A 23,632-nucleotide genomic window follows, 5' to 3' on the forward strand; every position below is an offset into this window, starting at 1 on the left:
AGGGTGCCAATGCCGTACTTACTACTTTCACTCGCTGCCGTGTTCTGGGGCGGTAATTATGTCGTCGGAAAATTGATGGTGGTGGATGTTGACCCTGTGCTGCTGTCGCAACTTCGATGGCTGATTACCAGTGCATTACTGTTGGTGATTAACTATAAATCTGTGGTCGCCAGTTTGCCGGCCGCACGCAAGTCATGGTTGACCCTGGTGATGTTGGCGGTTTGTGGGCAGGTTATATTTCCGCTGACGTTGTATATAGGTTTGCAATACACCAGTTCTTTGAATGCGGCGATTTACCTGTCGGCTACGCCGTGTCTGGTACTGGCCCTCAATCGTTTCGTTTTTGGTGATTTCATCTCCAGGTCGAACATGCTTGGGGTGGTCATCAGTACGGTCGGTGTGTTCTGGCTGGTGACCATGGGGCACCTTTCCGATTTGAGTTTTCTGGAGGGCTTCAACAAAGGCGATTTCTGGACCATGGCCTCGGCCGCCAGTTGGGCTGTCTATTGTTCCTTTCTGCGGACAAAGCCCAAAACCATCGCCGGCAATGCATTCGTGACGTATTGCGCGGTGGTGGGGGCGCTGTGCCTGATTCCATTCAGCCTGGGGGTTTGGGTCTTGCATCCTGATTTAACCTTCAACTTGGGGCAGGGCGCTGCACCCTGGCTCGGTCTGGCGTATCTGGTGATCTTCCCGTCCTGGCTGTCGTACTTGTTCTGGAGCAAAGGCATCGGTGAAATCGGTGCCACTCGTGGCGAGATCTTCACTCATCTGGTGCCGCTGTCCGGGGGGCTGTTCAGTATTGTGTTCCTGGACGTACAACTGCACGCCTATCACCTGGTCAGTCTGGTGCTGATTGTGTTTGGGGTGATCCTCTGTTCCATTAAGCGACGGGCACCGATTGCGCTACGCGCGGAGGCCGCGTGATGGACAGAATCATTGATTCGGTCGATCGCCACGGCGTTCGGTGGGTGGGGCTTGTGCAGGGCAAGGGGGCATCGGTTGCGGTCTGGCAGGTCGCAGGTGTCGAGACCTCCCAGGCGTTGGCCGTGCGGTTCATGCGCAGCAAGCAATCCTGGGAGCGCTTCAAGAACGGCTTGTCCCTTGTTGCGGTGCCGCTTGAGGCGCTTTCATCAATGACCTTTAACGTGCCGATGCGGCCCGTTCAGGATGCTGTATGCATGGTGAGCGGTTTCGGTTACACGCACCGCTCGGTCAATGGTCTGCCCATGCCTGAGCGGTCCTCCCCGGACTGGTACTACAAAGGCAATGGCAAAGGGCTGATAGCTGCTTCCCGGGCGATCAAATCGCCGTGTCATGCCAGTGGGGCGGGAGTCGAGATCGAGTATGCCTGTGTGTACCTCATCGACGACTGCCGAAACCCGCGCTATATCGGCTACACCTTGGCAGTGGATTTCTCTGACCCGGTGCTGCGTCACATTCAACCCGGGCTGGCCGGTCTTTCCAAGTTGCGCAATACCGCGTTGTGCCACGAACTGGTGATCGCTGAACCACCGCGCCATTCGGTGGTGAGTAGTTCGATTGTCCGGCGTGGAGAGACCGTGTGGAGCAAACAGTCGCTTTTGGGGCTTGATCAACTGATGTTCGCCAAAAGTGAACTCGAAGCCCTGTTGTTCCAGCATGAAGAGCTCTGCGAGCCAGGTACGGTCCACTACGTTTTGCTCGGCGCTTCAATAAGTACTGACAAGGATGCCTTCGAGTTGCAGCACGGTGACGTGATTCAGGCGAGCAGCCAGGAGGAGGGGCTACGACTGTCCAACCTTTTTGAAGATGAGGTGGTGCGTCAATCGTGTAACTGCTGACGAGTGCCAGGCCTGTTATATCGCTGTTGCCTCCAGCGGTAAGCGGGCCGACTATTCGAAGTCCAACACCCATTGTGCCAACGCCCTGGGGGCCGGTTTTCCAGGGTGATCGAAATACACGAATTCAGTGGTCAGCGAAGCATATGGGCCACTCAGGGAGTAAGTCTGCACCTGTTCACCGCGGCAGCACGAATCGACCAGTGACAAAGGCACCAAGGCGACACCCACGCCGTTGATCACATTTGAAAACAGCAGCGGATAAGAGCCGCACTCGATGATCTTTTCAGGGGTGATGTTGCCCTTCATAAACAGCTCGTCGAGATTACGTTGCGAAGCGCTGCGCCGGCTATTGACGAGGAAAACTTGACCGCTGAACGCTTTCAAGTCCTGGATGACGGGCTGTGTCGCACTGTAGATCAGGGCCAGCGGATCGTTGAACAGTGTCACCCGGCGATAATGCGCAGGCGCAAAGCCAGCGCCGACAATTACCGCGTCGAGTTTGCCGGCCTCAAGATCCTTGAGCAGTGACTGTGTGTTACCAATGCTGACATCCACTGCCAGGCCGTCGGGATTGGCAACGATGCTTTGCAGCAGGTTCTGGCGAGTGATGGTGAGATTTTCGATGACTCCCAGGCGAACGCGTGTTTCGGTTTTTGCCTGAGTCAGGCTGGTTTGAGCGAGAGCAACCAGATCGAGGATTTGTGAGGCGTAGGCATAGAGTTCCTTGCCTTGAGCCGTCATTGTGATGCCGCGACCGGAGCGTTCGAACAACTTGGTATCGAGCCGTGATTCGAGTGTCTTGATTCGGAAGGAAATACTGGATTGAGCGCGGTGTAATCTGATTGCGGCCTGCGTGACGCTTCCATAGTCAACAATCGCTTTGAAAGCGTCCAGTTCAGCAATTTCCATAGTCATGCACTCTTTGCTCCATAACGGGCCGAAGGCTTTCGGGCCGTGGCAGGGTCTGCTTTTAGCCCAGCAACCGCTCTATTCTGCACGTTGAGTTGTTATTTTGTAAAAAAGTATTACAGGATTTTGAGCGAGTGTTTAACCAGGAGCGCAGGAGCTTCGGTAATAAGGCATTGTTAAACCGCAACGGGCTGTCGGTATTCAAAGGCATAAAAAAGCCCCGCCTGGGTTACCAGGCGGGGCTTTTCAGTGGCTGATGGAATCAGGCGAGGGGTTTAGGCTCGTGCTCTTTTTCCAGGGCCTCAGGGTTTTGCTCTACCGCTTGTTCGACGGAATGCAGGTTTTCGTCGATGGTAGGGGCAGCAGGCTCGGCAGCAACAACCGGTTCGGCAGCGGCAGCCAGTTCGGCTTGCTTCTGCAGAAGCTCGGCTTCACGCTTGCGGCGACGCACTTCGCGTGGGTCGTTCGGCGCACGACCACTTTCGGTCAGGGCGCTGACAGGCGCGGCTTCGACAACCGGTGCAACCACTTCGGCAACCACTGGCGCTACTACTGGAGCAGGCTCGGCAGCCATAGCTACAGGGGCAACCACTTCAGCAACGGGTGCTGGAGCTTCGACAGCCACAGTTTCCGCAACCCAGTTGAACGCGGTTTGCTCTTCGCGAACCTCAGGCGCTTTTTCAGCGACTGGGGCTTCAACCACAGGCTCGGCAGCGACGATTGGCTGTTGTTGTTCTGCAACAGCGGTTGGTTCAGCAGCAGTGTGCACTTCAGGCTGTGCTTCACGAACTGGAGCCACTTCTACAGCAGGAGCGACTGGCGCTTCGACCGGGGTAGTGGCTTCCACGACTGGCGCTTCAACCTGAGCAACTTCTTGAGAGGCTTCTTCAGTCACGGCAGCAGTAGCGCGTTCAGCTTGCTGGTGAGCCTGGGCTTCAGCTGGAGCGCTGATCACAGTGCTGGCAACAGCAGCGGTAACGGCCAGGCCGGCAGCCAGCTCAGCGCCTGTTGGCGCTTCGCCGGTTTCGGACTCTTCCGAGCCTTCGATCACATTGCCGTTGGCATCGCGTTGACGCTCGCGACGGTTGCTGCGACGACGCTGACCACGGGAGCGGCGGCGTGGACGATCGCCTTCGGCGTTGTCCTGACCGTCTTCCAGCAGTTGCTCTTCGTTGGTTGGCAGCTCTTCTTCGGCGACGGCGGCAGCGGCTTGCTCGGCACGTGGTTGACGTTCTTCACGCGGTGGGCGTGGAGCGCGTTCTTCACGTGGCTGACGAGCCGGACGCTCTTCAGCAACAGCAGTTATAGCGGCGGCAGCGGCAGCAGCGGCTGGCGCGGCATCCAGGGGTTCGCGCAGTTCACGAACCGGGCGCTCTTCACGCTCGCCACGTGGCTTGCGGTCTTCACGAGGAGCGCGTGGTGCGCGTTCTTCACGCGGTGGACGTGGTGCGCGTTCTTCGCGAGCGACTGTTGGAGTCTCTTCACGGACTTCGCGTGGTTGACGCTCTTCACGCGGTTCGCGTGGCGCGCGTTCTTCACGAGGGGCGCGTTCTTCGCGCGGCTTGCGTTCTTCATCGCGGCGACCGTTACGGTTGCGGCTCTGTTGACGACCGTTGCGACGCTCTTCGTTGCGTGCTGGACGCTCGGTCGCCGGTTTTTCAACCACAACCGGAGCGGCAGGCTCTTCCTTGGTGGCGAACAGGCTGACCAGCGACTTCACCAGGCCTTTGAACAGGCTTGGCTCAGGGGCTGCGGCCGGTGCAGCAACCGGGGCGGCAACGACTTCGGTCGGAACCGGAGCGTTGGCGCGCGCCGGAGCCGTTTTCACGGCAGCTTCCTGGCGAACCAGGGTGCGAGTGGCGGCGGCCGGTTGAACTTCTTCCACTTCAGCAGCGGCAGCAGCGATTTCGTAGCTGGACTGGTTGATGCTGGCTTCCGGGCTGTCATCGCGCAGACGCTGAACTTCGAAGTGCGGCGTTTCGAGGTGATCGTTCGGCAGGATGACGATGCGGGCGCGGGTGCGCAGTTCAATCTTGGTGATCGAGTTGCGTTTTTCGTTGAGCAGGAACGCAGCGACCGGAATCGGCACTTGTGCACGAACTTCGGCGGTGCGGTCTTTCAGGGCTTCTTCTTCAATCAGGCGCAGAATTGCCAGCGACAGCGATTCAACGTCACGGATGATGCCGGTGCCGTTGCAGCGTGGGCAGACGATGCCGCTGCTTTCGCCCAGCGATGGACGCAGGCGCTGACGGGACATTTCCAGCAGGCCGAAGCGCGAGATGCGACCGACTTGCACGCGAGCGCGGTCGGCTTCCAGGCATTCGCGGACTTTCTCTTCCACGGCACGCTGGTTCTTGGCAGGGGTCATGTCGATGAAGTCGATGACGATCAGGCCGCCGATGTCGCGCAGGCGCAACTGACGGGCGATTTCTTCGGCGGCTTCAAGGTTGGTCTGCAGTGCGGTTTCTTCGATGTCGCTGCCTTTGGTGGCGCGCGCCGAGTTGATGTCGATGGACACCAGGGCTTCGGTCGGATCGATAACGATGGAGCCGCCGGAAGGCAGTTCAACGACGCGCTGGAAAGCGGTCTCGATCTGGCTTTCGATCTGGAAACGGTTGAACAGCGGAACGCTGTCTTCGTACAGCTTGATCTTGCTGGCGTACTGCGGCATCACCTGGCGGATGAAGGTCAGGGCTTCGTCCTGGGCTTCAACGCTGTCGATCAGCACTTCGCCGATGTCCTGGCGCAGGTAGTCGCGGATCGCGCGGATGATCACGTTGCTTTCCTGGTAGATCAGGAAAGGCGCGGAACGGTCCAGCGAGGCTTCTTTGATGGCAGTCCACAGTTGCAGCAGGTAGTCGAGGTCCCACTGCATTTCTTCGCTGCTGCGGCCAAGGCCGGCAGTGCGCACGATCAGACCCATGTCGGCCGGGGCAACCAGGCCGTTCAGGGCTTCACGCAGTTCGTTGCGCTCTTCACCTTCGATGCGACGGGAAATACCGCCAGCACGCGGGTTGTTAGGCATCAGAACCAGGTAACGACCGGCCAGGCTGATGAAGGTGGTCAGGGCGGCGCCCTTGTTGCCACGTTCTTCTTTTTCAACCTGAACGATGACTTCCTGGCCTTCGCTCAGGACGTCCTTGATGTTGACGCGGCCTTCAGGAGTTTTCTTGAAGTATTCGCGGGAGATTTCTTTGAGGGGCAGGAAGCCGTGGCGCTCAGAGCCGAAATCGACAAAGGCAGCCTCAAGGCTTGGTTCGATGCGAGTAATCCGGCCTTTATAGATGTTGGCCTTCTTCTGCTCGCGTGCACCGGATTCGATGTCCAGGTCGTAGAGGCGCTGGCCGTCTACCAGTGCAACACGCAACTCTTCGGGTTGAGTGGCGTTAATCAGCATTCTTTTCATGTAGTACCGTCGGTTTCCGGGCTGCCGGAAACGGCGTTCGGCACACACGACTTCTCACGGTCGGTGTCAGGTGCGTCAGGAGTAGTTGGCTACTCCAGTGTCTAGCGATGTCCGGCCAATGTGGGCCTGCGTCGCGACGTACGCGTCCTGCTTGCTGTGGCTACTTAAGCACTCAGTCAGGAGGAGGAATCAACCGGCGACTGTGGACGAGATGAAGCGTCTAAATATAAGCCTAGTGCTACACAGTCCGACGGTTGTGCATCTCCACCCTACACGTATCCCTGATAATTCGGGTGCTGCCGCGCGCAGAATCCGCAGCGGGTTGGCATTTACCGTGTTCTCCAGTGGGGAGTTCACGCTCATGGCTACACAAGACTGGGTGAAAGTTGTTTTGCTAGCACTCAGCTTGTAACAGGCGTTGTTTCCGAAACATTCGCTTAAGGGCTGGTTCGAGACTGACTGCACTTTGTGAACTGGCCGTAAATATCGGCGCATCAGACGAGTGGTTACTCTGTTTGCTGCGCTCGCTTCAGGCCTCATGTCACCTGCGCTCGTTACAATCACGAACCTTCCAACGTAGCGAAAGCCCCGTAGGACGGCCTCGCGTCCTGATGAATTGCGTTGGTCAGGGCCGGCAATCTGCCGTTCGTCCTCTGTCCAGACCGCTTTTGGCGGCGTTCGCGACTATAGCAGCAATGATTAAGTGCTTCAATTCCATAAAAAATTGTTATCATTCGCGGCATGACGACTACTGCCCCCTCGACTCCAAGCGTACAACTGCTTGAGGTCTCGCCGGAATATGCCGGCCAACGTATTGATAACTTCCTTCTCGCTCGGCTCAAAGGCGTGCCCAAGACCTTGATTTACCGCATTTTGCGTAAGGGCGAAGTGCGAGTGAACAAAGGTCGGATCAAGCCCGAATACAAGCTGCAGGCGGGCGACATCGTGCGCGTGCCGCCGGTGCGTGTGCCGGAACGCGACGAACCTGTGCCATTGGCGCAAGGTTTGTTGCAGCGCCTTGAAGCCTCGATTGTCTTCGAAGACAAGGCGCTGATCGTGATCAACAAGCCCGCCGGGATTGCTGTGCACGGTGGCAGCGGCCTGAACTACGGGGTGATCGAAGCCTTTCGTCAGTTGCGTCCGGACGCCAAGGAGCTGGAACTGGTTCACCGCCTCGATCGCGATACTTCCGGTCTGCTGATGATCGCGAAAAAGCGCAGCATGCTGCGCCATCTGCACGCTGCCTTGCGTGGCGATGGTGTCGACAAGCGCTATATGGCGCTGGTGCGCGGCAATTGGGCTACTTCCATCAAGAGCGTCCGAGCGCCGTTGCAGAAGAGCAATCTGCGTTCCGGCGAGCGCATGGTGGAAGTGGACGAGGAGGGCAAGGAAGCGCTGACCCTGTTCAAGGTGCTGCGCCGCTTTGGCGACTTTGCAACCATGGTCGAGGCCAAGCCTGTTACCGGCCGTACTCACCAGATTCGTGTGCATACCCTGCACGCTGGTCACTGTATCGCCGGCGATACCAAGTATGGCGACGAGGGCTTCTCCAAGGAAATTCGCGATCTGGGTGGCAAACGCCTGTTCCTGCACGCTTACATGCTCACCGTACCGCTGCCTGATGGCGGCGAGTTGAAGCTTCAGGCCCCTGTCGATGAAATGTGGGCCAAGACCGTGGAGCGCCTGAGTGCACCCTGATTACAAGCTGCTGATCTTCGATTGGGACGGGACTCTGGCTGATTCCATCGGTCGGATTGTCGAGGCGATGCATGTGGCATCGCAGCGCTCTGGTTTTCAGTTGCGCGATGATCTGGCCGTCAAGGGCATCATTGGTCTGGGCTTGCCGGAAGCGATTCGGACCTTGTACCCGGAAATTGGCGATGACGAGATGGTGGCGTTCCGGCAGCACTATGCGGATCACTACATTGCGTCGGAGGCCGTGCCTTCGCCGTTGTTTGAAGGTGTCGTCGAGTCGCTTGAGGCGTTTCGTGCCGAGGGTTATCACCTGGCGGTGGCCACCGGAAAAGCACGTCGCGGACTGGACCGTGTGCTGAAATCCCACGGCTGGGAGGATTATTTCGATATCACCCGCGCCGCCGATGAAACCGCCAGCAAGCCGCATCCGCTGATGCTCGAACAGATTCTGGCCCATTGCGACGTCCGTCCGGAGCAGGCGTTGATGGTGGGGGATTCGTCGTTCGATCTGCAGATGGCATGCAACGCCGGGATGGATTCGGTCGCTGTCAGCTATGGTGCTCAATCGATAGAAGCCTTGCGCGTGTTCGAGCCGTGTCTGGCCATTGATCACTTTTCGCAATTGCACGCCTGGCTGGGTCAGCGGGCCAATTAAGTTTCTGTTGGGGTGGATGGAATGGTCGACGAATGGAAGGCGCCAGCCAAGGCTGGCGCTGAAGGAAGCGATGACAAGAGCTGGAAGCTGCTTGAGAAGACTCTGCTGGCCGGTGTGCAGGAGCAGCGTCGTTCACGGCGTTGGGGGATTTTCTTCAAGCTGCTGACCTTTGTTTATCTGCTTGTCGCGCTGATCCTTTTCACGCCACTGGTGAGCATTGAAAAAAGCGCGACTCGCGGGTCGGGCTACACCGCGTTGATCGAAGTGAATGGAATGATTGCCGACAAGGAGTCGGCCAGCGCCGACAATATCGTCGGTGGCTTGCGCGCTGCGTTCGAGGATCCGAAGGTCAAGGGTATCGTGCTGCGGATCAACAGCCCGGGCGGCAGTCCGGTGCAGTCGGGTTATGTCTACGATGAAATTGGTCGTCTGCGCGCCCTGCATCCGAGTATCAAGGTTTACGCGGTGATTTCCGATCTCGGCGCTTCGGGTGCTTACTACATCGCCAGCGCGGCAGACCAGATCTACGCTGACAAGGCGAGCCTGGTGGGTTCGATTGGCGTGACAGCGGCCGGTTACGGGTTTGTCGGCACCATGGAGAAGCTCGGTGTCGAGCGTCGGACCTACACCTCTGGGGAGCACAAGTCGTTCCTTGATCCGTTCCAGCCGCAAAAACCTGAAGAGACCGCGTTCTGGCAAGGTGTGCTGGATACCACTCACCAGCAATTCATCGCCAGCGTCAAAAAGGGCCGCGGCGATCGCCTGAAAGACAAAGAGCATCCAGAGCTGTTCTCCGGGCTGGTCTGGTCAGGTGAGCAGGCGCTGCCATTGGGCTTGATTGATGGTCTGGGCAGCGCCAGTTCGGTAGCGCGTGACGTGATCGGCGAGAAAGAACTGGTCGACTTCACGGTTCAAGAGTCGACGTTCGACCGGTTCTCGAAAAAGCTCGGCGCCGGCGTGGCTGAGCAGTTGGCCATGTGGATGGGCTTTCATGGGCCGGCATTGCGCTGATCGTCGTGCGACAAAACAACCGGCCTGCGTGGCCGGTTTTTTTATCTTTAGGGAATCTGCACGCCTTCGGCCAACAGCATGTCCACCAGTCGAATCAATGGCAGGCCGACCAGGCTGGTGGCATCTGGACCTTCGGTGCTTTGAAACAGGCTCACGCCCAATCCCTCGGCTTTGAAGCTGCCTGCGCAGTCGTAGGGCTGCTCGGCGCGCAGGTAGCGTTCGATGCGCGCCTGATCGAGTGTGCGCATGTGTACGGTGAAAGGGATGCAGTCGAGCTGGCAGTGGCCAGTCTGGCTGTTGAGCAGTGCCAGGCCGGTCAGGAAGGTCACGCTGGCGCCGCTGGCGGCCAGAAGTTGCTCGCGAGCCTTCTCGAACGTATCAGGCTTGCCGATAATCCGTCCGTCGAGCACCGCGACCTGGTCCGAACCGATAATCAGGTGGGCAGGGTGACCGCCGGCCAGCGCCCGGGCTTTTTCATGAGCCAGGCGTTTTACCAGCTCGATGGCCGACTCGCCCGGTTGGTGGCTTTCGTCGATGTCCGGTGAGCTGCTGGTAAATGGCAGTTGCAAGCGGGCCAGTAATTCGCGGCGATAAACCGAGCTTGAAGCAAGTAATAAAGGCAGCATACGGCTCTCCAAAAGTCAGTCGCAAATTCTAGCGGGGCTTCCAAGTGACGGACAGGGCTGAATTTCCTTTGACATGGCTGGGTGCATCCCTATAATGCTGCGCCTATGTTGAATGACCCGATTCCACCTCACGTTGACCCGCGCAAATTGGCTGATCGTGGCACCACCCTTCAAGGTGAAATGCTGCTGGCCGATTTGGAGAGACTCTGCGACCCGCTTTCCGACACTGTCGGTACGGTGCAGGCTAAATTCGTTTTTGAGCGAGATGAACGTAAATCTGTGGTCATCCACAGCTTTATCGACACCGAAGTCAAAATGGTTTGCCAGCGTTGTCTTGAGCTGGTCACCCTGCCGATTCACAGCGAATGCAGTTATGCTGTGGTGAAGGAGGGTGCGAATACCCAGTCGTTGCCGAAAGGTTATGACGTGCTGGAACTGGGCGAAGATCCTTTGGATCTGCAGTCACTGATCGAGGAGGAGCTTTTGCTCGCCTTGCCCATTGTGCCTGCTCATCATCCGGAAGAATGCCAGCAGCCGGCGGGTCTCGATGAGCCCGAACCGAGCGAGGACGAGGTAACGCGGTCCAACCCGTTCAGTGTATTGGCGCAGTTAAAGCGTGACCCAAACGTTTAGGAGTTAATCAATTATGGCTGTTCAGCAGAACAAAAAATCCCGCTCCGCCCGTGACATGCGTCGTTCGCACGATGCTCTCGAGGCAAGCACCCTGTCCGTAGAAAAGACCACTGGTGAAGTTCACCTGCGTCACCACGTATCGCCAGAAGGCGTATACCGTGGCCGTAAAGTGATCGACAAGGGCGCTGACGAGTAATCCTTGTCCGCTCAAGTCATCGCGATTGACGCAATGGGCGGGGACTTCGGTCCCCGCAGCATTGTTCAGGCCAGCCTTGCTTGTCTGTCTGCTACGCCCTCGCTACACCTGACCCTCGTTGGTCAACCCTCCCTTTTAGAAGAATTGATTGCCGGCCATTCGGCTGTGGATCGCGCGCGCCTGACCATTGCGCCGGCCAGCGACGTTATCGGCATGGACGAAAAACCTTCCCAGGCCCTGCGTGGCAAGCCGGACTCCTCGATGCGGGTAGCGCTTGAGCTGTTGCGCGACGGCAAGGTTCAGGCCTGTGTCAGTGCTGGTAATACCGGTGCGCTGATGGCGTTGTCGCGTTATGTGCTCAAGACCTTGCCGGGTATCGATCGGCCGGCCATGGTGGCGGCGATCCCGACGCAGCGCGGTTATTGCCAGTTGCTCGATCTGGGGGCGAATGTCGACTGCAGTGCCGAGCACCTGTTCCAGTTCGCGGTAATGGGCTCGGTGGCGGCTGAAACCTTGGGTGTTGTTCGGCCGAAGGTTGCGTTGCTGAACATCGGCACCGAGGACATCAAGGGCAATCAACAGGTCAAGCTGGCGGCCACGCTGCTGCAAAACGCTCGCGGGCTGAATTACATCGGCTTCGTCGAGGGTGATGGCTTGTACCGTGGTGAGGCTGATGTGGTGGTCTGCGACGGTTTTGTCGGCAATATCCTGCTCAAGTCCAGCGAGGGGCTGGCGACCATGATTGCCGGGCGGATCGAGGCGTTGTTCAAGCAAAACCTGGCGTCGAGAATGGTCGGGGCTTTGGCGTTGCCGCTGATGAAGCGCTTGCAGGCCGATCTGGCGCCTGCGCGACATAATGGCGCAAGCTTTCTCGGCTTGCAGGGGATTGTCATCAAAAGTCACGGCTCGGCCGGTGTGCAGGGCTTTCAGAGCGCCATTCAGCGCGCCCTGATCGAGATTCAGGAGAACCTGCCGCAGCGGCTTCATGGTCGTCTTGAGGATTTGTTGCTTTAGGCATTTTCGTCGGACAATGCTTAAATGTGACCGCTCAGTTCAATTGGCCATCCAACTGTCAGTTTCTTGCGTCCAGCCGTACAGGACGTCAATTCTCCGACGACAAGATCATTAGGGGCTTGTTACATGTCTGCTTCCCTCGCATTCGTCTTTCCAGGACAGGGTTCGCAGTCCCTCGGCATGCTGGCCGAGTTGGGCGCGCAACATCCGTTGATCCTCGATACTTTCAAAGAAGCTTCCGATGCTCTGGGTTACGACCTGTGGGCACTGACCCAGCAAGGGCCGGAAGAGCAACTCAATCAAACCGACAAAACCCAACCGGCGATTCTCACTGCTTCGATTGCCCTGTGGCGTCTGTGGCTGGCTGAGGGCGGCGCGCGTCCGGCTTACGTTGCCGGTCACAGCCTGGGTGAGTACAGCGCGCTGGTTGCGGCTGGCAGTCTGAGTCTGGGCGACGCGGTGAAGCTGGTAGAGCGTCGCGGTCAGCTGATGCAGGAAGCGGTGCCGGCCGGGCAGGGCGGTATGGCCGCCATTCTCGGTCTGGACGACGCTGATGTGCTGGCTGCCTGTGCTGAAGCGGCGCAAGGTGAAGTGGTCAGTGCGGTCAACTTCAACTCGCCGGGCCAGGTCGTGATCGCCGGTGCCAAGGCGGCTGTCGAGCGCGCCATCGAAGGCTGCAAGGCGCGTGGTGCCAAGCGCGCCATGCCGCTGCCGGTCAGCGTGCCGTCGCACTGTGAGCTGATGCGCCCGGCTGCCGAGCGCTTTGCCGAGTCGATTGCTGCGATCAACTGGCAGGCTCCGCAAATCCCGTTGGTACAGAACGTCAGCGCTGATGTGGCGCCGGATCTGGAAACCCTCACGCGCGATCTGCTCGAGCAACTCTACAAGCCGGTTCGCTGGGTTGAGTCGGTCCAGGCGCTGGCCGCCAAAGGCGCTACTCAACTGGTTGAATGTGGTCCGGGCAAAGTCCTGGCTGGCCTGAACAAGCGCTGCGCCGAAGGCGTGTCGACCTCTAACCTGAACACCCCGGATGCTTTCGCTGCTGCTCGTGCAGCGTTGGCCTGAACTTAGGAGAAGCCTGCATGAGTCTGCAAGGTAAAGTTGCACTGGTTACCGGCGCCAGCCGTGGTATTGGCCAGGCTATCGCACTGGAACTGGGTCGTCAGGGCGCTATCGTGGTGGGTACCGCGACTTCCGCTTCGGGCGCTGAGCGCATCGCGGCAACCCTGAAAGAAAACGGCATTCAAGGCACCGGTCTTGAGCTCAATGTCACCAGCGACGAGTCTGTAGCGGCCGTGCTGGCAAGCATTCAGGAGCAGTTCGGTGCGCCGGCGATTTTGGTGAATAACGCCGGTATCACCCGCGATAACCTGATGATGCGCATGAAAGATGACGAGTGGCATGACGTCGTCGATACCAACCTGAACAGTCTGTTTCGCCTGTCCAAGGGTGTTTTGCGTGGCATGACCAAGGCACGTTGGGGACGAATTATCAGTATTGGTTCGGTTGTGGGTGCCATGGGCAACGCAGGCCAAGTAAACTACGCAGCCGCCAAGGCAGGTCTGGAAGGTTTCAGTCGCGCTCTGGCGCGTGAAGTGGGTTCGCGCTCGATTACGGTCAACTCGGTGGCCCCTGGGTTCATCGACACCGATATGACCCGCGAACTGCCAGAGGCGCAGCGTGAAGCCTTGCAGACACAAATTCCGCTGGGCCGTCTGGGGCAAGCTCAAGAGATCGCGTCCGTGGTCGCTTTTCTTGCGTCGGACGGTGCGGCTTACGTTACTGGGGCTACAATCCCGGTGAACGGCGGGATGTACATGAGTTAAATGTGACGGGTTGCTTCAAAAAAATGTCATACGAGCTGTCTAAAATCCGTTATAAAGCTGCAATCTATTTATAGGCAGATGGTCGTCAGGGTTTGAGGAGTGAAGCTTTCAGTTGAAATACTGAAAAGCCTTTCTATACACTTACCCACTGGCCAGCTGCCTGAATTTGTCCATTAGGAGTGAAAACAAGGTATGAGCACCATCGAAGAGCGCGTCAAGAAAATCGTTGCTGAGCAACTGGGCGTTAAAGAAGAAGAAGTTGTGAACACTGCTTCCTTCGTTGAAGACCTGGGTGCCGACTCCCTTGACACCGTTGAGCTGGTGATGGCTCTGGAAGAGGAATTCGAGACCGAAATTCCTGACGAAGAAGCTGAGAAGATCACTACTGTACAAGCTGCCATCGACTACGTTACTAGCCATCAGGCGTAATAGTTTGTAGCCGTTGTTAGCTGTCATGGAAAAACCGCACTGCCATTACGGCGTGCGGTTTTTTCTTTAGGCCTGATGCAAAGTCGTCATTTGAAATAAGGAGAGTGCTGTGTCGCGTAGACGCGTCGTAGTCACCGGTATGGGTATGTTGTCGCCACTGGGCACGGATGTGCCGAGCAGCTGGCAGGGCATTCTGGCTGGCCGCAGTGGCATTGGTCTGATCGAACACACCGACCTTTCTGCCTATTCCACCCATTTTGGCGGCTCGGTAAAGGGCTTCAATGTCGAGGAATACCTGTCGGTCAAGGAAGCTCGCAAACTCGACCTGTTCATTCAATACGGTCTGGCAGCAGGGTTTCAGGCAGTGCGTAACGCTGGCCTGGAAGTCACCGACGCCAATCGTGAGCGCATCGGCGTGGCCATGGGCTCGGGTATTGGCGGTCTGACCAATATCGAAGAAACCAGCCGCACGCTGCATGATTCCGGCCCTCGTCGAATTTCACCGTTCTTCGTGCCGGGCTCGATCATCAATATGATTTCCGGTTTCCTGTCCATCCATCTGGGTGCGCAGGGGCCTAACTATGCCATTTCGACAGCCTGTACCACGGGCACGCACTGCATCGGTATGGCGGCGCGCAACATTGCCTACGGTGAGGCCGACGTGATGGTTGCCGGCGGCGCCGAGATGGCCGCTTGCGGTCTGGGCATGGGTGGCTTTGCTGCTGCTCGTGCGCTGTCGACCCGCAATGACGAGCCGACCCGCGCCAGCCGTCCGTGGGACAAGGGCCGTGATGGCTTCGTCCTGTCCGACGGTGCTGGTGCATTGGTGCTTGAAGAGCTGGAGCACGCCAAGGCGCGTGGCGCGACCATTTACGCCGAGCTGATTGGCTTTGGCATGAGTGGCGATGCGTACCACATGACCTCGCCACCCGCCGATGGCGCAGGCGCCGCACGTTGCATCGTCAATGCGCTGCGTGATGCCAGGCTGAACGTCGACCAAGTGCAGTACATCAACGCCCACGGTACTTCGACCTCGACCGGTGACCTCGCCGAAGCCTGCGCGATCAAGTCGGTGTTTGGCGATCACGCCTACAAGCTGGCGGTCAGTTCGACCAAGTCCATGACCGGTCACCTGTTGGGTGCGGCGGGCGCGGTTGAAGCGATCTTCAGTGTGCTGGCCATCAACGGTCAGGTGGCGCCACCGACCATCAACCTCGATGAGCCGGATGAAGGTTGCGACCTCGACTTCGTGCCGCACACTGCGCGCGACATGAACATCGATGTGGTGCTGTCCAACTCGTTCGGTTTTGGCGGTACCAATGGCTCGCTGGTGTTCCGTCGGTTTGCTGATTGATGGAAAGCTGGGTCGACGGTCAGCCGGCTGACGCACTGTCGCTAAAAGACCGCGGCCTGGCGTATGGCGATGGTCTGTTCGAGACCATCGCAGTCAAGGGCGGGCAGCCACTACTGCTGGATCGACATGTGAGTCGTCTGGTCGATGGTTGCTCGCGTTTGGCGATTAACGCGGATCACGCGTTGATTCGCAGTGAGTTACTGACGTACGCCGCCGCACTTGGCGAAGGCGTGCTCAAACTTATCCTCACCCGCGGCGATAGTCAGCGTGGTTATGCGGCCGAGCCTTCGGTGGCGCCGCGACGTATTCTGCAAGGCAATCCTCCAGCGACTTATCCTGCTGTCCATGCGCAGCAAGGTATCCGGCTGTTTCCCTGTGCCACACGACTTTCCGAGCAACCCTTACTCGCCGGCCTCAAGCACCTGAATCGTCTCGAGCAGGTTATTGCCCGTTCGGAATGGCAGGACGCCGAGCACGCCGAAGGATTGATGCTGGATCGTCAGGGGCGGGTGATCGAAGGTGTTTTCAGTAATCTGTTCCTGGTGCGCGATGGCGCATTGCTGACGGCTGATCTGAGTCGTTGCGGCGTGGCCGGAGTGATGCGCGCGGAACTCTTGTCCCAAGCCGAGTTGCTGGGGATTCCCACACGCGTCACTGACATCGGTCTTGATCAGTTGCAACAGGCTGATGAAGTGTTCGTCTGCAACAGCGTGTACGGCATCTGGCCGGTACGCGCTTATGCTGCGCTGAGCTGGCCGGTTGGGCCGCTCACCCGTAAACTGCAAGGCATTGCCCGCGCGCTACTGGATGCTTGATTCGTGAGACGTAAATTCTTGCTGCTGCTGGAAACCGGACTGGTTCTGGCGGGGCTGCTGCTGGGCGCTTCGGCCTGGAAGATCAATTCGGCGCTGGAGCAGCCACTCAACATTACTCGGGAAGAGTTGCTGGATGTCCCGAACGGAGCGACACCGTCCGGGACCTTCAATCGCCTGGAAACCGACGGCGTGCTTCAGGACGCCTTTTGGTTACGCCTGTACTGGCGCTTGAACCTTGCCGCGCAGCCGCTGCACAGCGGTGAATACCGCATGCTGCCGGGCATGAGTGCGCAGGGGCTGATCGGTCTTTGGCAGCGCGGCGAAGTGGTTCAGTACAGCCTGACCCTGGTCGAGGGCTGGAACTTCCGCCAGGTCCGAGCGGCGCTGGCAAAAAATGACAAGCTCGAACAAACCCTCGCGGGTCTTGGCGACAGCGACGTGATGAGCAGGCTTGGTCACGCTGGAGTGTTTCCGGAAGGCCGGTTTTTTCCAGACACCTATCGTTTTGTGCGTGGCATGACCGATGTCGAGCTGCTGGAAAAAGCCTACGAGCGCCTCGACGAAGTCCTTGCAAAAGAGTGGAGCAAACGTTCCCCTGACGCGCCTTATACCGAGCCCTATCAGGCGCTGATCATGGCCTCGCTGGTGGAGAAGGAGACCGGTGTACCGCAAGAGCGAGGACAGATTGCCGGGGTATTCGTTCGGCGGATGCAGATCGGCATGTTGCTGCAAACCGATCCGACCGTCATTTATGGTCTGGGCGAGCGCTACAACGGCAAGCTGACCCGCGCCCACCTGAAAGAACCGACGCCCTATAACACGTATATGATCGCCGGGCTGCCGCCGACACCGATTGCCATGGTCGGCCGTGAAGCGATTCATGCGGCGCTGAATCCGGCGTCCGGCAGCAGTTTGTATTTCGTTGCGCGCGGCGACGGCAGTCATGCGTTCTCCGACGATCTGGATGCCCACAACAATGCCGTGCGCGAGTACCAGATCAAGCGACGCGCCGATTATCGCTCCAGCCCGGCGCCGGCCAATGGGGCTGCGACGCCTGATGCTCAGGCACCGACTTCTCCAGCGGCGCCCGACACGGCTCCAGAGGTGGTGCCGCAAACGCCGCCATCGCAACCGGCTCCAGCACCGAGTGCCGATGAGCCGCAAAGCCCGCAATGACTCTGACTAAGGACTGCCTGTGACTGGCTTGTTTATTACCCTGGAAGGCCCGGAAGGCGCCGGCAAGAGCACCAATCGCGAATACCTGGCCGAACGTTTGCGCGCCGAGGGTATTGAAGTGGTGTTGACTCGGGAGCCGGGCGGTACGCCGCTGGCCGAGCGAATCCGCGATGTGCTGCTGGCCCCGGTCGACGAGGTCATGAACCCGGATACCGAGCTGTTGCTGGTGTTCGCGGCGCGAGCGCAGCATCTGGCCGAGGTGATTCGCCCGGCGCTGGCGCGGGGCGCGGTGGTGTTGTGCGACCGCTTTACCGATTCGACTTACGCCTATCAGGGCGGTGGTCGCGGATTGTCGCTTGAGCGTATCGCGACCCTGGAAACCTTCGTTCAAGGCGACCTGCGCCCGGACCTGACGCTGGTGTTCGACTTGCCGATTGAAATCGGCATGGCGCGCGCCAGCGCTCGCGGTCGGCTGGACCGTTTCGAACTGGAAGGTCGAGTGTTTTTTGAGGCGGTGCGCAGCGCGTTCTTGAAGCGCGCCGAGGCTGATCCAGCACGTTACCTGTTGGTGGACGCCTCACAGCCGTTGGCACAGGTTCAGCAGTCGCTGGATGTCTTGATGCCGCAATTGCTGGAGCGTCACCGTGGCTGAGGCCTATCCGTGGCAGGACAGCCTTTGGCAGCAACTGGCCGGTCGCGCCCAACACGCCCATGCCTATTTGCTGCATGGCCCGGCCGGGATTGGCAAGCGTGCGCTGGCCGAGCGTTTGATGGCCAGTTTGCTCTGCCAGCGTCCGGCCGCGCAGGACGCCTGCGGCGAGTGCAAATCCTGCCTGCTGCTCAAGGCCGGCAGCCATCCCGACAACTACATCCTGGAACCGGAAGAGGCAGATAAGGCGATCAAGGTCGATCAGGTTCGTGATCTGGTCAGCTTCGTGGTCCAGACCGCGCAGATGGGCGGCCGCAAAGTCGTGCTGATCGAGCCCGCCGAGTCGATGAACATCAACGCCGCCAACGCCTTGCTGAAAAGTCTCGAAGAACCCTCAGGCGATACGGTGTTGCTGCTGGTCAGTCACCAGACCAGTCGTCTGCTGCCGACCATCAAGAGTCGTTGCGTGCAACAGGCTTGTCCGTTGCCGAGCGAAACCATGAGTCTGCAATGGCTGGCCAAGGCCTTGCCCGATTGCGCTGAAGAAGAGCGTATCGAGCTGTTGACCCTGGCCGCCGGTTCTCCGCTGGCGGCGGTGAGCTTGCAGGCTCAGGGCGTGCGCGAGCAGCGTGCGCTGGTGGTTGACGGGGTGAAGAAGTTGCTCAAGCAGCAGCAATCACCGACGCAACTGGCTGAAGGCTGGAATGCGATCCCGTTGCTGCTGTTGTTCGATTGGTTCTGCGACTGGTCGAGCCTGATTCTGCGTTATCAGCTGACTCAGGACGAAGCTGGACTCGGCCTTGCCGATATGCGCAAGGTGGTGCAATACCTGGCGCAGAAATCTTCGCAAGGTAAAGTCTTGAATATCCAGGACTGGATTCTGGCGCAGCGACAAAAAGTCCTGAGCAAAGCCAATCTTAATCGGGTGCTGTTGCTGGAAGCCTTGCTGGTGCAATGGGTCGGTTTGCCTACCCGGAATTGATCGGCTGCGCCTAGACTCTGGTATTCAGCAGTGGAGGTCAGCATGAATGAATCTGTCAGCCCGGGGCCGCGCAACGGTATCTTGTCCCTGACCATCAAGGACAAGTCCGTGCTTTATGCGGCCTATATGCCGTTCATCAAGAATGGCGGCCTGTTTATCCCGACCAACAAGAGCTACAAGTTGGGCGACGAGGTATTCATGCTGCTGCACTTGATGGATGAGCCGGAAAAGATTCCGGTGGCCGGTAAAGTGACCTGGATTACCCCCAAGGGCGCTCAGGGTAATCGTGCCGCCGGTGTCGGCGTGCAGTTCAATGAAGGCGACGATACCGCCCGAAGCCGAATCGAAACCTATCTGGTCGGAGCCCTGAAGTCCGACCGTCCCACTCATACGATGTAGTTGCAGCCTTTTATGCTCGTAGATTCCCATTGTCACCTTGATCGTCTCGACCTTGCCGCACACGACGGCTCGCTGGATGCTGCGCTTGCCGCCGCTCGTCAGCGCGGGGTAGGGCATTTCCTCTGTATCGGCGTCAGTGTCGACAACGCCAAGGACGTCAAAGCCCTTGCCGAACGTTACGACGACGTCGATTGTTCGGTGGGCGTGCATCCGCTGGATGTTCAGCCGGGCGCCGCTCCGGCGCTGGACTGGCTGCTGCAGGAGCTCAATCACCCACGGGTGGTGGCGATCGGCGAAACCGGTCTGGATTACCACTACGAGCCAGAAGCCGCCGAGTTGCAACAGGAGTCCTTTCGTTTACACCTGCAAGCGGCCCAGCAGACCTCCAGGCCGGTGATCGTCCATACCCGTGGCGCCCGCGCCGACACGCTGAGGTTATTGCGTGAGGCCGCGTTGCCGCAGGCCGGTGTGTTGCATTGCTTCACCGAAGACTGGGACATGGCCAGGGCTGCGCTGGATTTGGGGTTTTACATTTCGTTGTCGGGGATTGTCACTTTCCGCAATGCCGATGCCTTGCGCGATGTGGCCCGGCAAGTGCCGGCGGATCGCCTGCTGGTGGAAACCGATTCGCCGTACCTGGCGCCGATTCCTCATCGCGGCAAGCCGAACCTTCCGCAGTATGTACGAGATGTGGCGGAGTTTCTGGCCATGTTGCGTGGCGACTCCTACGAGCGCTTCGCCGAGCAGACCACGGAGAACTTCAAGCGGCTGTTCCCGCTGGCGCACGTCAAGTCGATTTGACAGGGTCGAGCTTGAGGCTCAAATCGCAGGCAAAAAAAACCCGGGTTCTGGGGGGGGAATCCGGGTTAAGACCATTAGGAGTAAAACAAAGGTACGCGGTCCTTTGGCACCTTCATCGGCGCAACACTTGGGGGAGATGTCACGCCGACAGTTCAAGTATTGATCACTATTGCGCCGAGTCCAGTTTGCCCCACCTGTTTCTTAAACATATTTGGAATACAGGCGCTTCGCTTGAGTTCTCACTGCCTGGCGATCGACGCAACAATGGCAACAGTTTCGTCGATCACGCGCTTTTCGGTGTAGAAGTGCGGTGAAAAACGAATGCCTGGACCGCGCGGGATGCACACCACCTGCTGGGCTTTCAGGACCTCGTAAACGGTCTGGTTATCGATGCCATCGATACTGAACGAAAGAATCCCCCCGCGCCGGGCTGGATTAAGCGGGCTATGCAGTATGACGCCGGGAATCGCGCTCAGGCCGTCCTGCAGCCATTTCACTCGCTCGGCGATCAGTGCAGCGACTTGCTCCATACCGACTTCTTCCAATAACGACAGGCTGGCTTCCAGCGCCATCGCCCCAAGCATGTTCGGGCTGCCGCATTCAAAACGGCGTGCGCTTTTGGCCGGTTCCCACTCGGTGCGGTTGTAATCGCCCATGTGTTCGAGCATATGCCAGCCGAATTCGTGCAACTTCAGCTGTTCACGCAGTTCGCTGCGCACATAGAACACCCCCAGACCTTCTGGTCCGAGCAGCCATTTGTGGCCGTCGGCCATGGCGAAGTCGCATTGATAGCTCTGGACGTCGAAGGGCAGGGCGCCGAGTTGCTGGATGGCGTCGATGCAGAACAGCACGTTCTGTTGTTTGCAGCCGGCGCCCAGGCGTTGCAGGTCCAGACGCAGACCGCTGGCAAATTGCACTGCGCTCACTGACATCAGGCGGGTGTGCGGTCCGCAGGCAGCCAACAAGGCGCCTTCCGGGTCATCGCCCTTGAGGCTGGTCTGAACCACTTCCACACCTTGGGAGGCTAAAGCTTCCCAGACAATGCGGTTGGAAGGAAATTCTTCGTCGCTGATGACAATCTGGTCGCCGCTATGCCACGGCAGTCCGAAGGCGACAAAAGACAATGCCTCAGAAGTATTTTTGACCAGCGCCACGTCATCCGTCGACGCTGCGTTAAGCAGGCGCATCAGCCGTTCACGCAGACGTTGTTCAAGCGTCATCCAGTCCGAATAGTCCCGCGCGCCCAGTAAAACGTTCTCCTGGGCGAAGCGTGCCACTGCCGTGGCAGCGCGATTTGGCCAGGGTGCAACGGCCGCATGATTTAAATAACGCAGGCCAGGAGCCTGTACAAATTCATCAAGAAACGTAGTCATGGTCGGATGATCCGTGCAATTTGGCGCAAGTTAGGCATAATACGCGGCTTCGAATTTTGACCCCTACAGACCTTTTCTTATGCACAAAGAACCTCGTAAGGTCCGTGAGTTTCGTCGCCGCGAGCAAGAAATTCTCGACACCGCGCTCAAGCTGTTCCTCGAACAAGGTGAAGACAGTGTCACCGTCGAGATGATCGCTGATGCCGTGGGTATCGGCAAAGGCACCATCTACAAGCACTTCAAGTCCAAGGCGGAGATTTATCTGCGCCTGATGCTCGATTATGAGCGCGACTTGAACGAGCTGCTGCACTCTGCCGATGTAGACAAGGATAAGGAAGCCCTGTCCCGGGCCTACTTCGAATTCCGCATGCGCGATCCGCAACGTTACCGGTTGTTCGATCGTCTGGAAGAGAAGGTGGTCAAGGGCAATCAAGTGCCGGAGATGGTCGAGGAGTTGCACAAGATTCGCGCCTCCAACTTCGAGCGCCTGACCTTGTTGATCAAGGGCCGCATCAGCGAAGGCAAGCTTGAAGACGTGCCGCCGTACTTCCATTACTGCGCATCCTGGGCGCTGGTGCACGGCGCTGTCGCGCTGTATCACTCGCCGTTCTGGAGCAATGTGCTGGAAGATCAGGAAGGTTTCTTCCAGTTCCTGATGGACATCGGCGTGCGCATGGGCAACAAGCGCAAGCGCGATACCGACACGCCAAGCAGCTGAACCATTCAGATGCCTTATTGCGCCATGTTTTCCCTGTATGGCGCAGTGCCCCGGGAATATACTCAGGCTTAGGTATTGCTAAAACTTGATTTGTGAGTCAAGTTTTAGCGCTTCCGAATCTACTTCCGCCGGAGTGATCCATGATCGTTGACCGACAAGGCAGGCGTTTCCGCAATTTGCGGGTCAGCCTGACCTCCGCCTGCAACTACGCCTGTACTTACTGCGTGCCCAATGGCAAACGGTTGGTAGCGGCGCAGGATGAACTGTCGGCCGAGGCCATGGCGCGTGGTGTTGCCTATCTGATCGAAGCCGCGGGCATCGAGCGATTGCGCATTACCGGTGGCGAGCCACTGGTGAGCCCGAAGCTGGAAGCCTTCATGACGGCCGTCGGGAAAATGGGTCTGGCGGATATCAGTTTGACCACCAACGGTCAGCTGCTGGCGAAGAAACTGCCCTTGCTGGTGGACGCCGGGATTCGGCGGATCAACGTTTCCCTCGATACCCTGGACGCCGATGGGTTCCGCAGCATTGCGCGCGGTGGCGATCTGGCAACGGTGCTCAACGGCATGGAGCAGGCTCGGGCAGCGGGCATGAAGGTCAAGGTCAACATGGTGCCGTTGCGCGGGCAGAACCTCGATCAGGTGATGCCGCTGCTCGATTACTGCCTGGAACGTGGTTATGAGTTGCGCTTCATCGAGCTGATGCGCATGGGCCATCTGGCCAGTGATTCGAACGCTTTCCTGCAGCAGTTTGTCAGCCTCAAGCAGTTGCTGAGTCTGATCGGTGAACGCTACGAGTACCTGCAGGCCGATGCGCCGGTGGATGCCACGGCGGTTCGCTACGAAATTCAGGGGCATGGCTATTTCGGCGTGATCGCCAATGAAAGCGTGCCGTTCTGCCGCACGTGCTCGCGCTTGCGCCTGTCGTCCACTGGCTGGCTGCATGGCTGTCTGTCGTCGAGTAACCGCCACTATGTCGGTGACTTGCTGGACAAGCCCCGTCATGAAGCGTTGCCAGCGCTCCAGCGTTTGCTGGTGAAAGCCTTGGGTGACAAACAGGACGTTGCGTTTTCCGGCGGTGCGACCGTGATGAAAATCATCGGCGGTTGATAGATCTGCATTCTGTACCTGGAAATGTTCATG

24 protein-coding genes are annotated in these 23,632 nt (G+C 58.6%); 20 read left to right on the forward strand and 4 right to left on the reverse strand.

Annotated features, from left to right (window positions below):
- Positions 1-9: 9 nt before the first annotated feature.
- Positions 10-927 carry a DMT family transporter gene (locus tag AC1RPZ_RS17215; protein WP_493138182.1) on the forward strand — a complete coding sequence of 306 codons (918 nt, stop codon included), beginning with the start codon at positions 10-12 and terminating at the stop codon, positions 925-927.
- Positions 927-1,823, forward strand: coding sequence for a hypothetical protein (locus AC1RPZ_RS17220; RefSeq protein ID WP_493138183.1), 897 nt, complete (start codon positions 927-929; stop codon positions 1,821-1,823). The genes AC1RPZ_RS17215 and AC1RPZ_RS17220 overlap by 1 nt, the downstream gene beginning before the upstream one ends.
- A gap of 51 nt (positions 1,824-1,874) precedes the next feature.
- Here AC1RPZ_RS17220 and AC1RPZ_RS17225 read toward each other — a convergent pair whose 3' ends face one another.
- Together AC1RPZ_RS17225 and rne are read right to left on the reverse strand one after the other, a co-directional pair.
- A complete protein-coding gene (locus tag AC1RPZ_RS17225) occupies positions 1,875-2,738 on the reverse strand; it encodes a LysR family transcriptional regulator (RefSeq protein ID WP_493138184.1) in 864 nt (287 codons plus the stop codon).
- A 256-nt stretch (positions 2,739-2,994) separates the two neighbouring features.
- The gene (gene rne / locus AC1RPZ_RS17230) at positions 2,995-6,138 is read right to left on the reverse strand and encodes a ribonuclease E (protein WP_493138185.1); all 3,144 of its coding nucleotides are present in this window, start codon (positions 6,136-6,138) and stop codon (positions 2,995-2,997) included.
- Between the two features lie 741 nt (positions 6,139-6,879).
- Between rne and rluC the strand changes: the two genes are divergently transcribed.
- The 3 genes from rluC to AC1RPZ_RS17245 are packed head-to-tail and all read left to right on the forward strand — an operon-like array spanning position 6,880 to position 9,499.
- A complete protein-coding gene (rluC, locus tag AC1RPZ_RS17235; protein ID WP_493138186.1) occupies positions 6,880-7,836 on the forward strand; it encodes a 23S rRNA pseudouridine(955/2504/2580) synthase RluC in 957 nt (318 codons plus the stop codon).
- Positions 7,826-8,488 (forward strand): HAD-IA family hydrolase, encoded by a 663-nt coding sequence (locus AC1RPZ_RS17240; protein ID WP_493138187.1) that lies wholly within the window; start codon positions 7,826-7,828, stop codon positions 8,486-8,488. The genes rluC and AC1RPZ_RS17240 overlap by 11 nt, the downstream gene beginning before the upstream one ends.
- A 21-nt stretch (positions 8,489-8,509) precedes the next feature.
- The gene (locus AC1RPZ_RS17245) at positions 8,510-9,499 is read left to right on the forward strand and encodes a S49 family peptidase (protein WP_493138188.1); all 990 of its coding nucleotides are present in this window, start codon (positions 8,510-8,512) and stop codon (positions 9,497-9,499) included.
- Between the two features lie 47 nt (positions 9,500-9,546).
- Here AC1RPZ_RS17245 and AC1RPZ_RS17250 read toward each other — a convergent pair whose 3' ends face one another.
- A complete protein-coding gene (locus AC1RPZ_RS17250; RefSeq protein WP_493138189.1) occupies positions 9,547-10,125 on the reverse strand; it encodes a Maf family protein in 579 nt (192 codons plus the stop codon).
- A 105-nt stretch (positions 10,126-10,230) separates the two neighbouring features.
- Here AC1RPZ_RS17250 and AC1RPZ_RS17255 point away from each other — a divergent pair, with 105 nt between their 5' ends.
- The 13 genes from AC1RPZ_RS17255 (at position 10,231) to AC1RPZ_RS17315 (ending at position 20,399) form a co-directional block, all read left to right on the forward strand.
- Positions 10,231-10,758: a YceD family protein gene (locus tag AC1RPZ_RS17255; RefSeq protein WP_008152342.1), complete on the forward strand. Its 528-nt coding sequence runs from the start codon at positions 10,231-10,233 to the stop codon at positions 10,756-10,758.
- Between the two features lie 13 nt (positions 10,759-10,771).
- Positions 10,772-10,954, forward strand: coding sequence for a 50S ribosomal protein L32 (rpmF, locus tag AC1RPZ_RS17260; RefSeq protein WP_003179396.1), 183 nt, complete (start codon positions 10,772-10,774; stop codon positions 10,952-10,954).
- Between the two features lie 3 nt (positions 10,955-10,957).
- Positions 10,958-11,968: a phosphate acyltransferase PlsX gene (plsX, locus tag AC1RPZ_RS17265; RefSeq protein WP_493138190.1), complete on the forward strand. Its 1,011-nt coding sequence runs from the start codon at positions 10,958-10,960 to the stop codon at positions 11,966-11,968.
- Positions 11,969-12,094: 126 nt separating this feature from the next.
- Complete coding sequence (gene fabD / locus AC1RPZ_RS17270) at positions 12,095-13,033, forward strand: ACP S-malonyltransferase (RefSeq protein ID WP_493138191.1); 939 nt, start codon at positions 12,095-12,097, stop codon at positions 13,031-13,033.
- A gap of 17 nt (positions 13,034-13,050) precedes the next feature.
- Complete coding sequence (gene fabG / locus AC1RPZ_RS17275) at positions 13,051-13,794, forward strand: 3-oxoacyl-ACP reductase FabG (RefSeq protein WP_007942004.1); 744 nt, start codon at positions 13,051-13,053, stop codon at positions 13,792-13,794.
- A 192-nt stretch (positions 13,795-13,986) separates the two neighbouring features.
- Positions 13,987-14,223 carry an acyl carrier protein gene (gene acpP, locus AC1RPZ_RS17280; protein WP_003175607.1) on the forward strand — a complete coding sequence of 79 codons (237 nt, stop codon included), beginning with the start codon at positions 13,987-13,989 and terminating at the stop codon, positions 14,221-14,223.
- A 109-nt stretch (positions 14,224-14,332) separates the two neighbouring features.
- Positions 14,333-15,577 carry a beta-ketoacyl-ACP synthase II gene (gene fabF, locus AC1RPZ_RS17285; RefSeq protein WP_493138192.1) on the forward strand — a complete coding sequence of 415 codons (1,245 nt, stop codon included), beginning with the start codon at positions 14,333-14,335 and terminating at the stop codon, positions 15,575-15,577.
- Entirely contained in the window at positions 15,577-16,392 is an 816-nt protein-coding gene (gene pabC / locus AC1RPZ_RS17290) for an aminodeoxychorismate lyase (RefSeq protein ID WP_493138193.1), read from the forward strand. The genes fabF and pabC overlap by 1 nt, the downstream gene beginning before the upstream one ends.
- A 3-nt stretch (positions 16,393-16,395) precedes the next feature.
- Positions 16,396-17,568: an endolytic transglycosylase MltG gene (gene mltG / locus AC1RPZ_RS17295; protein WP_493138194.1), complete on the forward strand. Its 1,173-nt coding sequence runs from the start codon at positions 16,396-16,398 to the stop codon at positions 17,566-17,568.
- A 19-nt stretch (positions 17,569-17,587) separates the two neighbouring features.
- Positions 17,588-18,220 carry a dTMP kinase gene (tmk, locus tag AC1RPZ_RS17300; protein ID WP_493138195.1) on the forward strand — a complete coding sequence of 211 codons (633 nt, stop codon included), beginning with the start codon at positions 17,588-17,590 and terminating at the stop codon, positions 18,218-18,220.
- Positions 18,213-19,199 carry a DNA polymerase III subunit delta' gene (locus AC1RPZ_RS17305; protein ID WP_493138196.1) on the forward strand — a complete coding sequence of 329 codons (987 nt, stop codon included), beginning with the start codon at positions 18,213-18,215 and terminating at the stop codon, positions 19,197-19,199. The genes tmk and AC1RPZ_RS17305 overlap by 8 nt, the downstream gene beginning before the upstream one ends.
- 42 nt (positions 19,200-19,241) lie before the next feature.
- The gene (locus AC1RPZ_RS17310; protein ID WP_493138197.1) at positions 19,242-19,598 is read left to right on the forward strand and encodes a PilZ domain-containing protein; all 357 of its coding nucleotides are present in this window, start codon (positions 19,242-19,244) and stop codon (positions 19,596-19,598) included.
- 12 nt (positions 19,599-19,610) lie between these two features.
- Positions 19,611-20,399 (forward strand): TatD family hydrolase, encoded by a 789-nt coding sequence (locus AC1RPZ_RS17315; RefSeq protein ID WP_493138198.1) that lies wholly within the window; start codon positions 19,611-19,613, stop codon positions 20,397-20,399.
- A 239-nt stretch (positions 20,400-20,638) separates the two neighbouring features.
- On the opposite strand, the gene AC1RPZ_RS17320 is transcribed toward AC1RPZ_RS17315, so the two are convergent.
- A complete protein-coding gene (locus tag AC1RPZ_RS17320; RefSeq protein WP_493138199.1) occupies positions 20,639-21,772 on the reverse strand; it encodes an aminotransferase class V-fold PLP-dependent enzyme in 1,134 nt (377 codons plus the stop codon).
- A 79-nt stretch (positions 21,773-21,851) separates the two neighbouring features.
- On the opposite strand from AC1RPZ_RS17320, the gene AC1RPZ_RS17325 reads away from it, so the two are divergent.
- Positions 21,852-22,490, forward strand: coding sequence for a TetR/AcrR family transcriptional regulator (locus AC1RPZ_RS17325; RefSeq protein WP_019689364.1), 639 nt, complete (start codon positions 21,852-21,854; stop codon positions 22,488-22,490).
- Positions 22,491-22,630: 140 nt separating this feature from the next.
- Complete coding sequence (locus AC1RPZ_RS17330) at positions 22,631-23,599, forward strand: GTP 3',8-cyclase MoaA (RefSeq protein ID WP_493138200.1); 969 nt, start codon at positions 22,631-22,633, stop codon at positions 23,597-23,599.
- Positions 23,600-23,632: the final 33 nt, after the last annotated feature.

The organism is Pseudomonas sp. GW822-FHT02D10, from assembly GCF_058802345.1.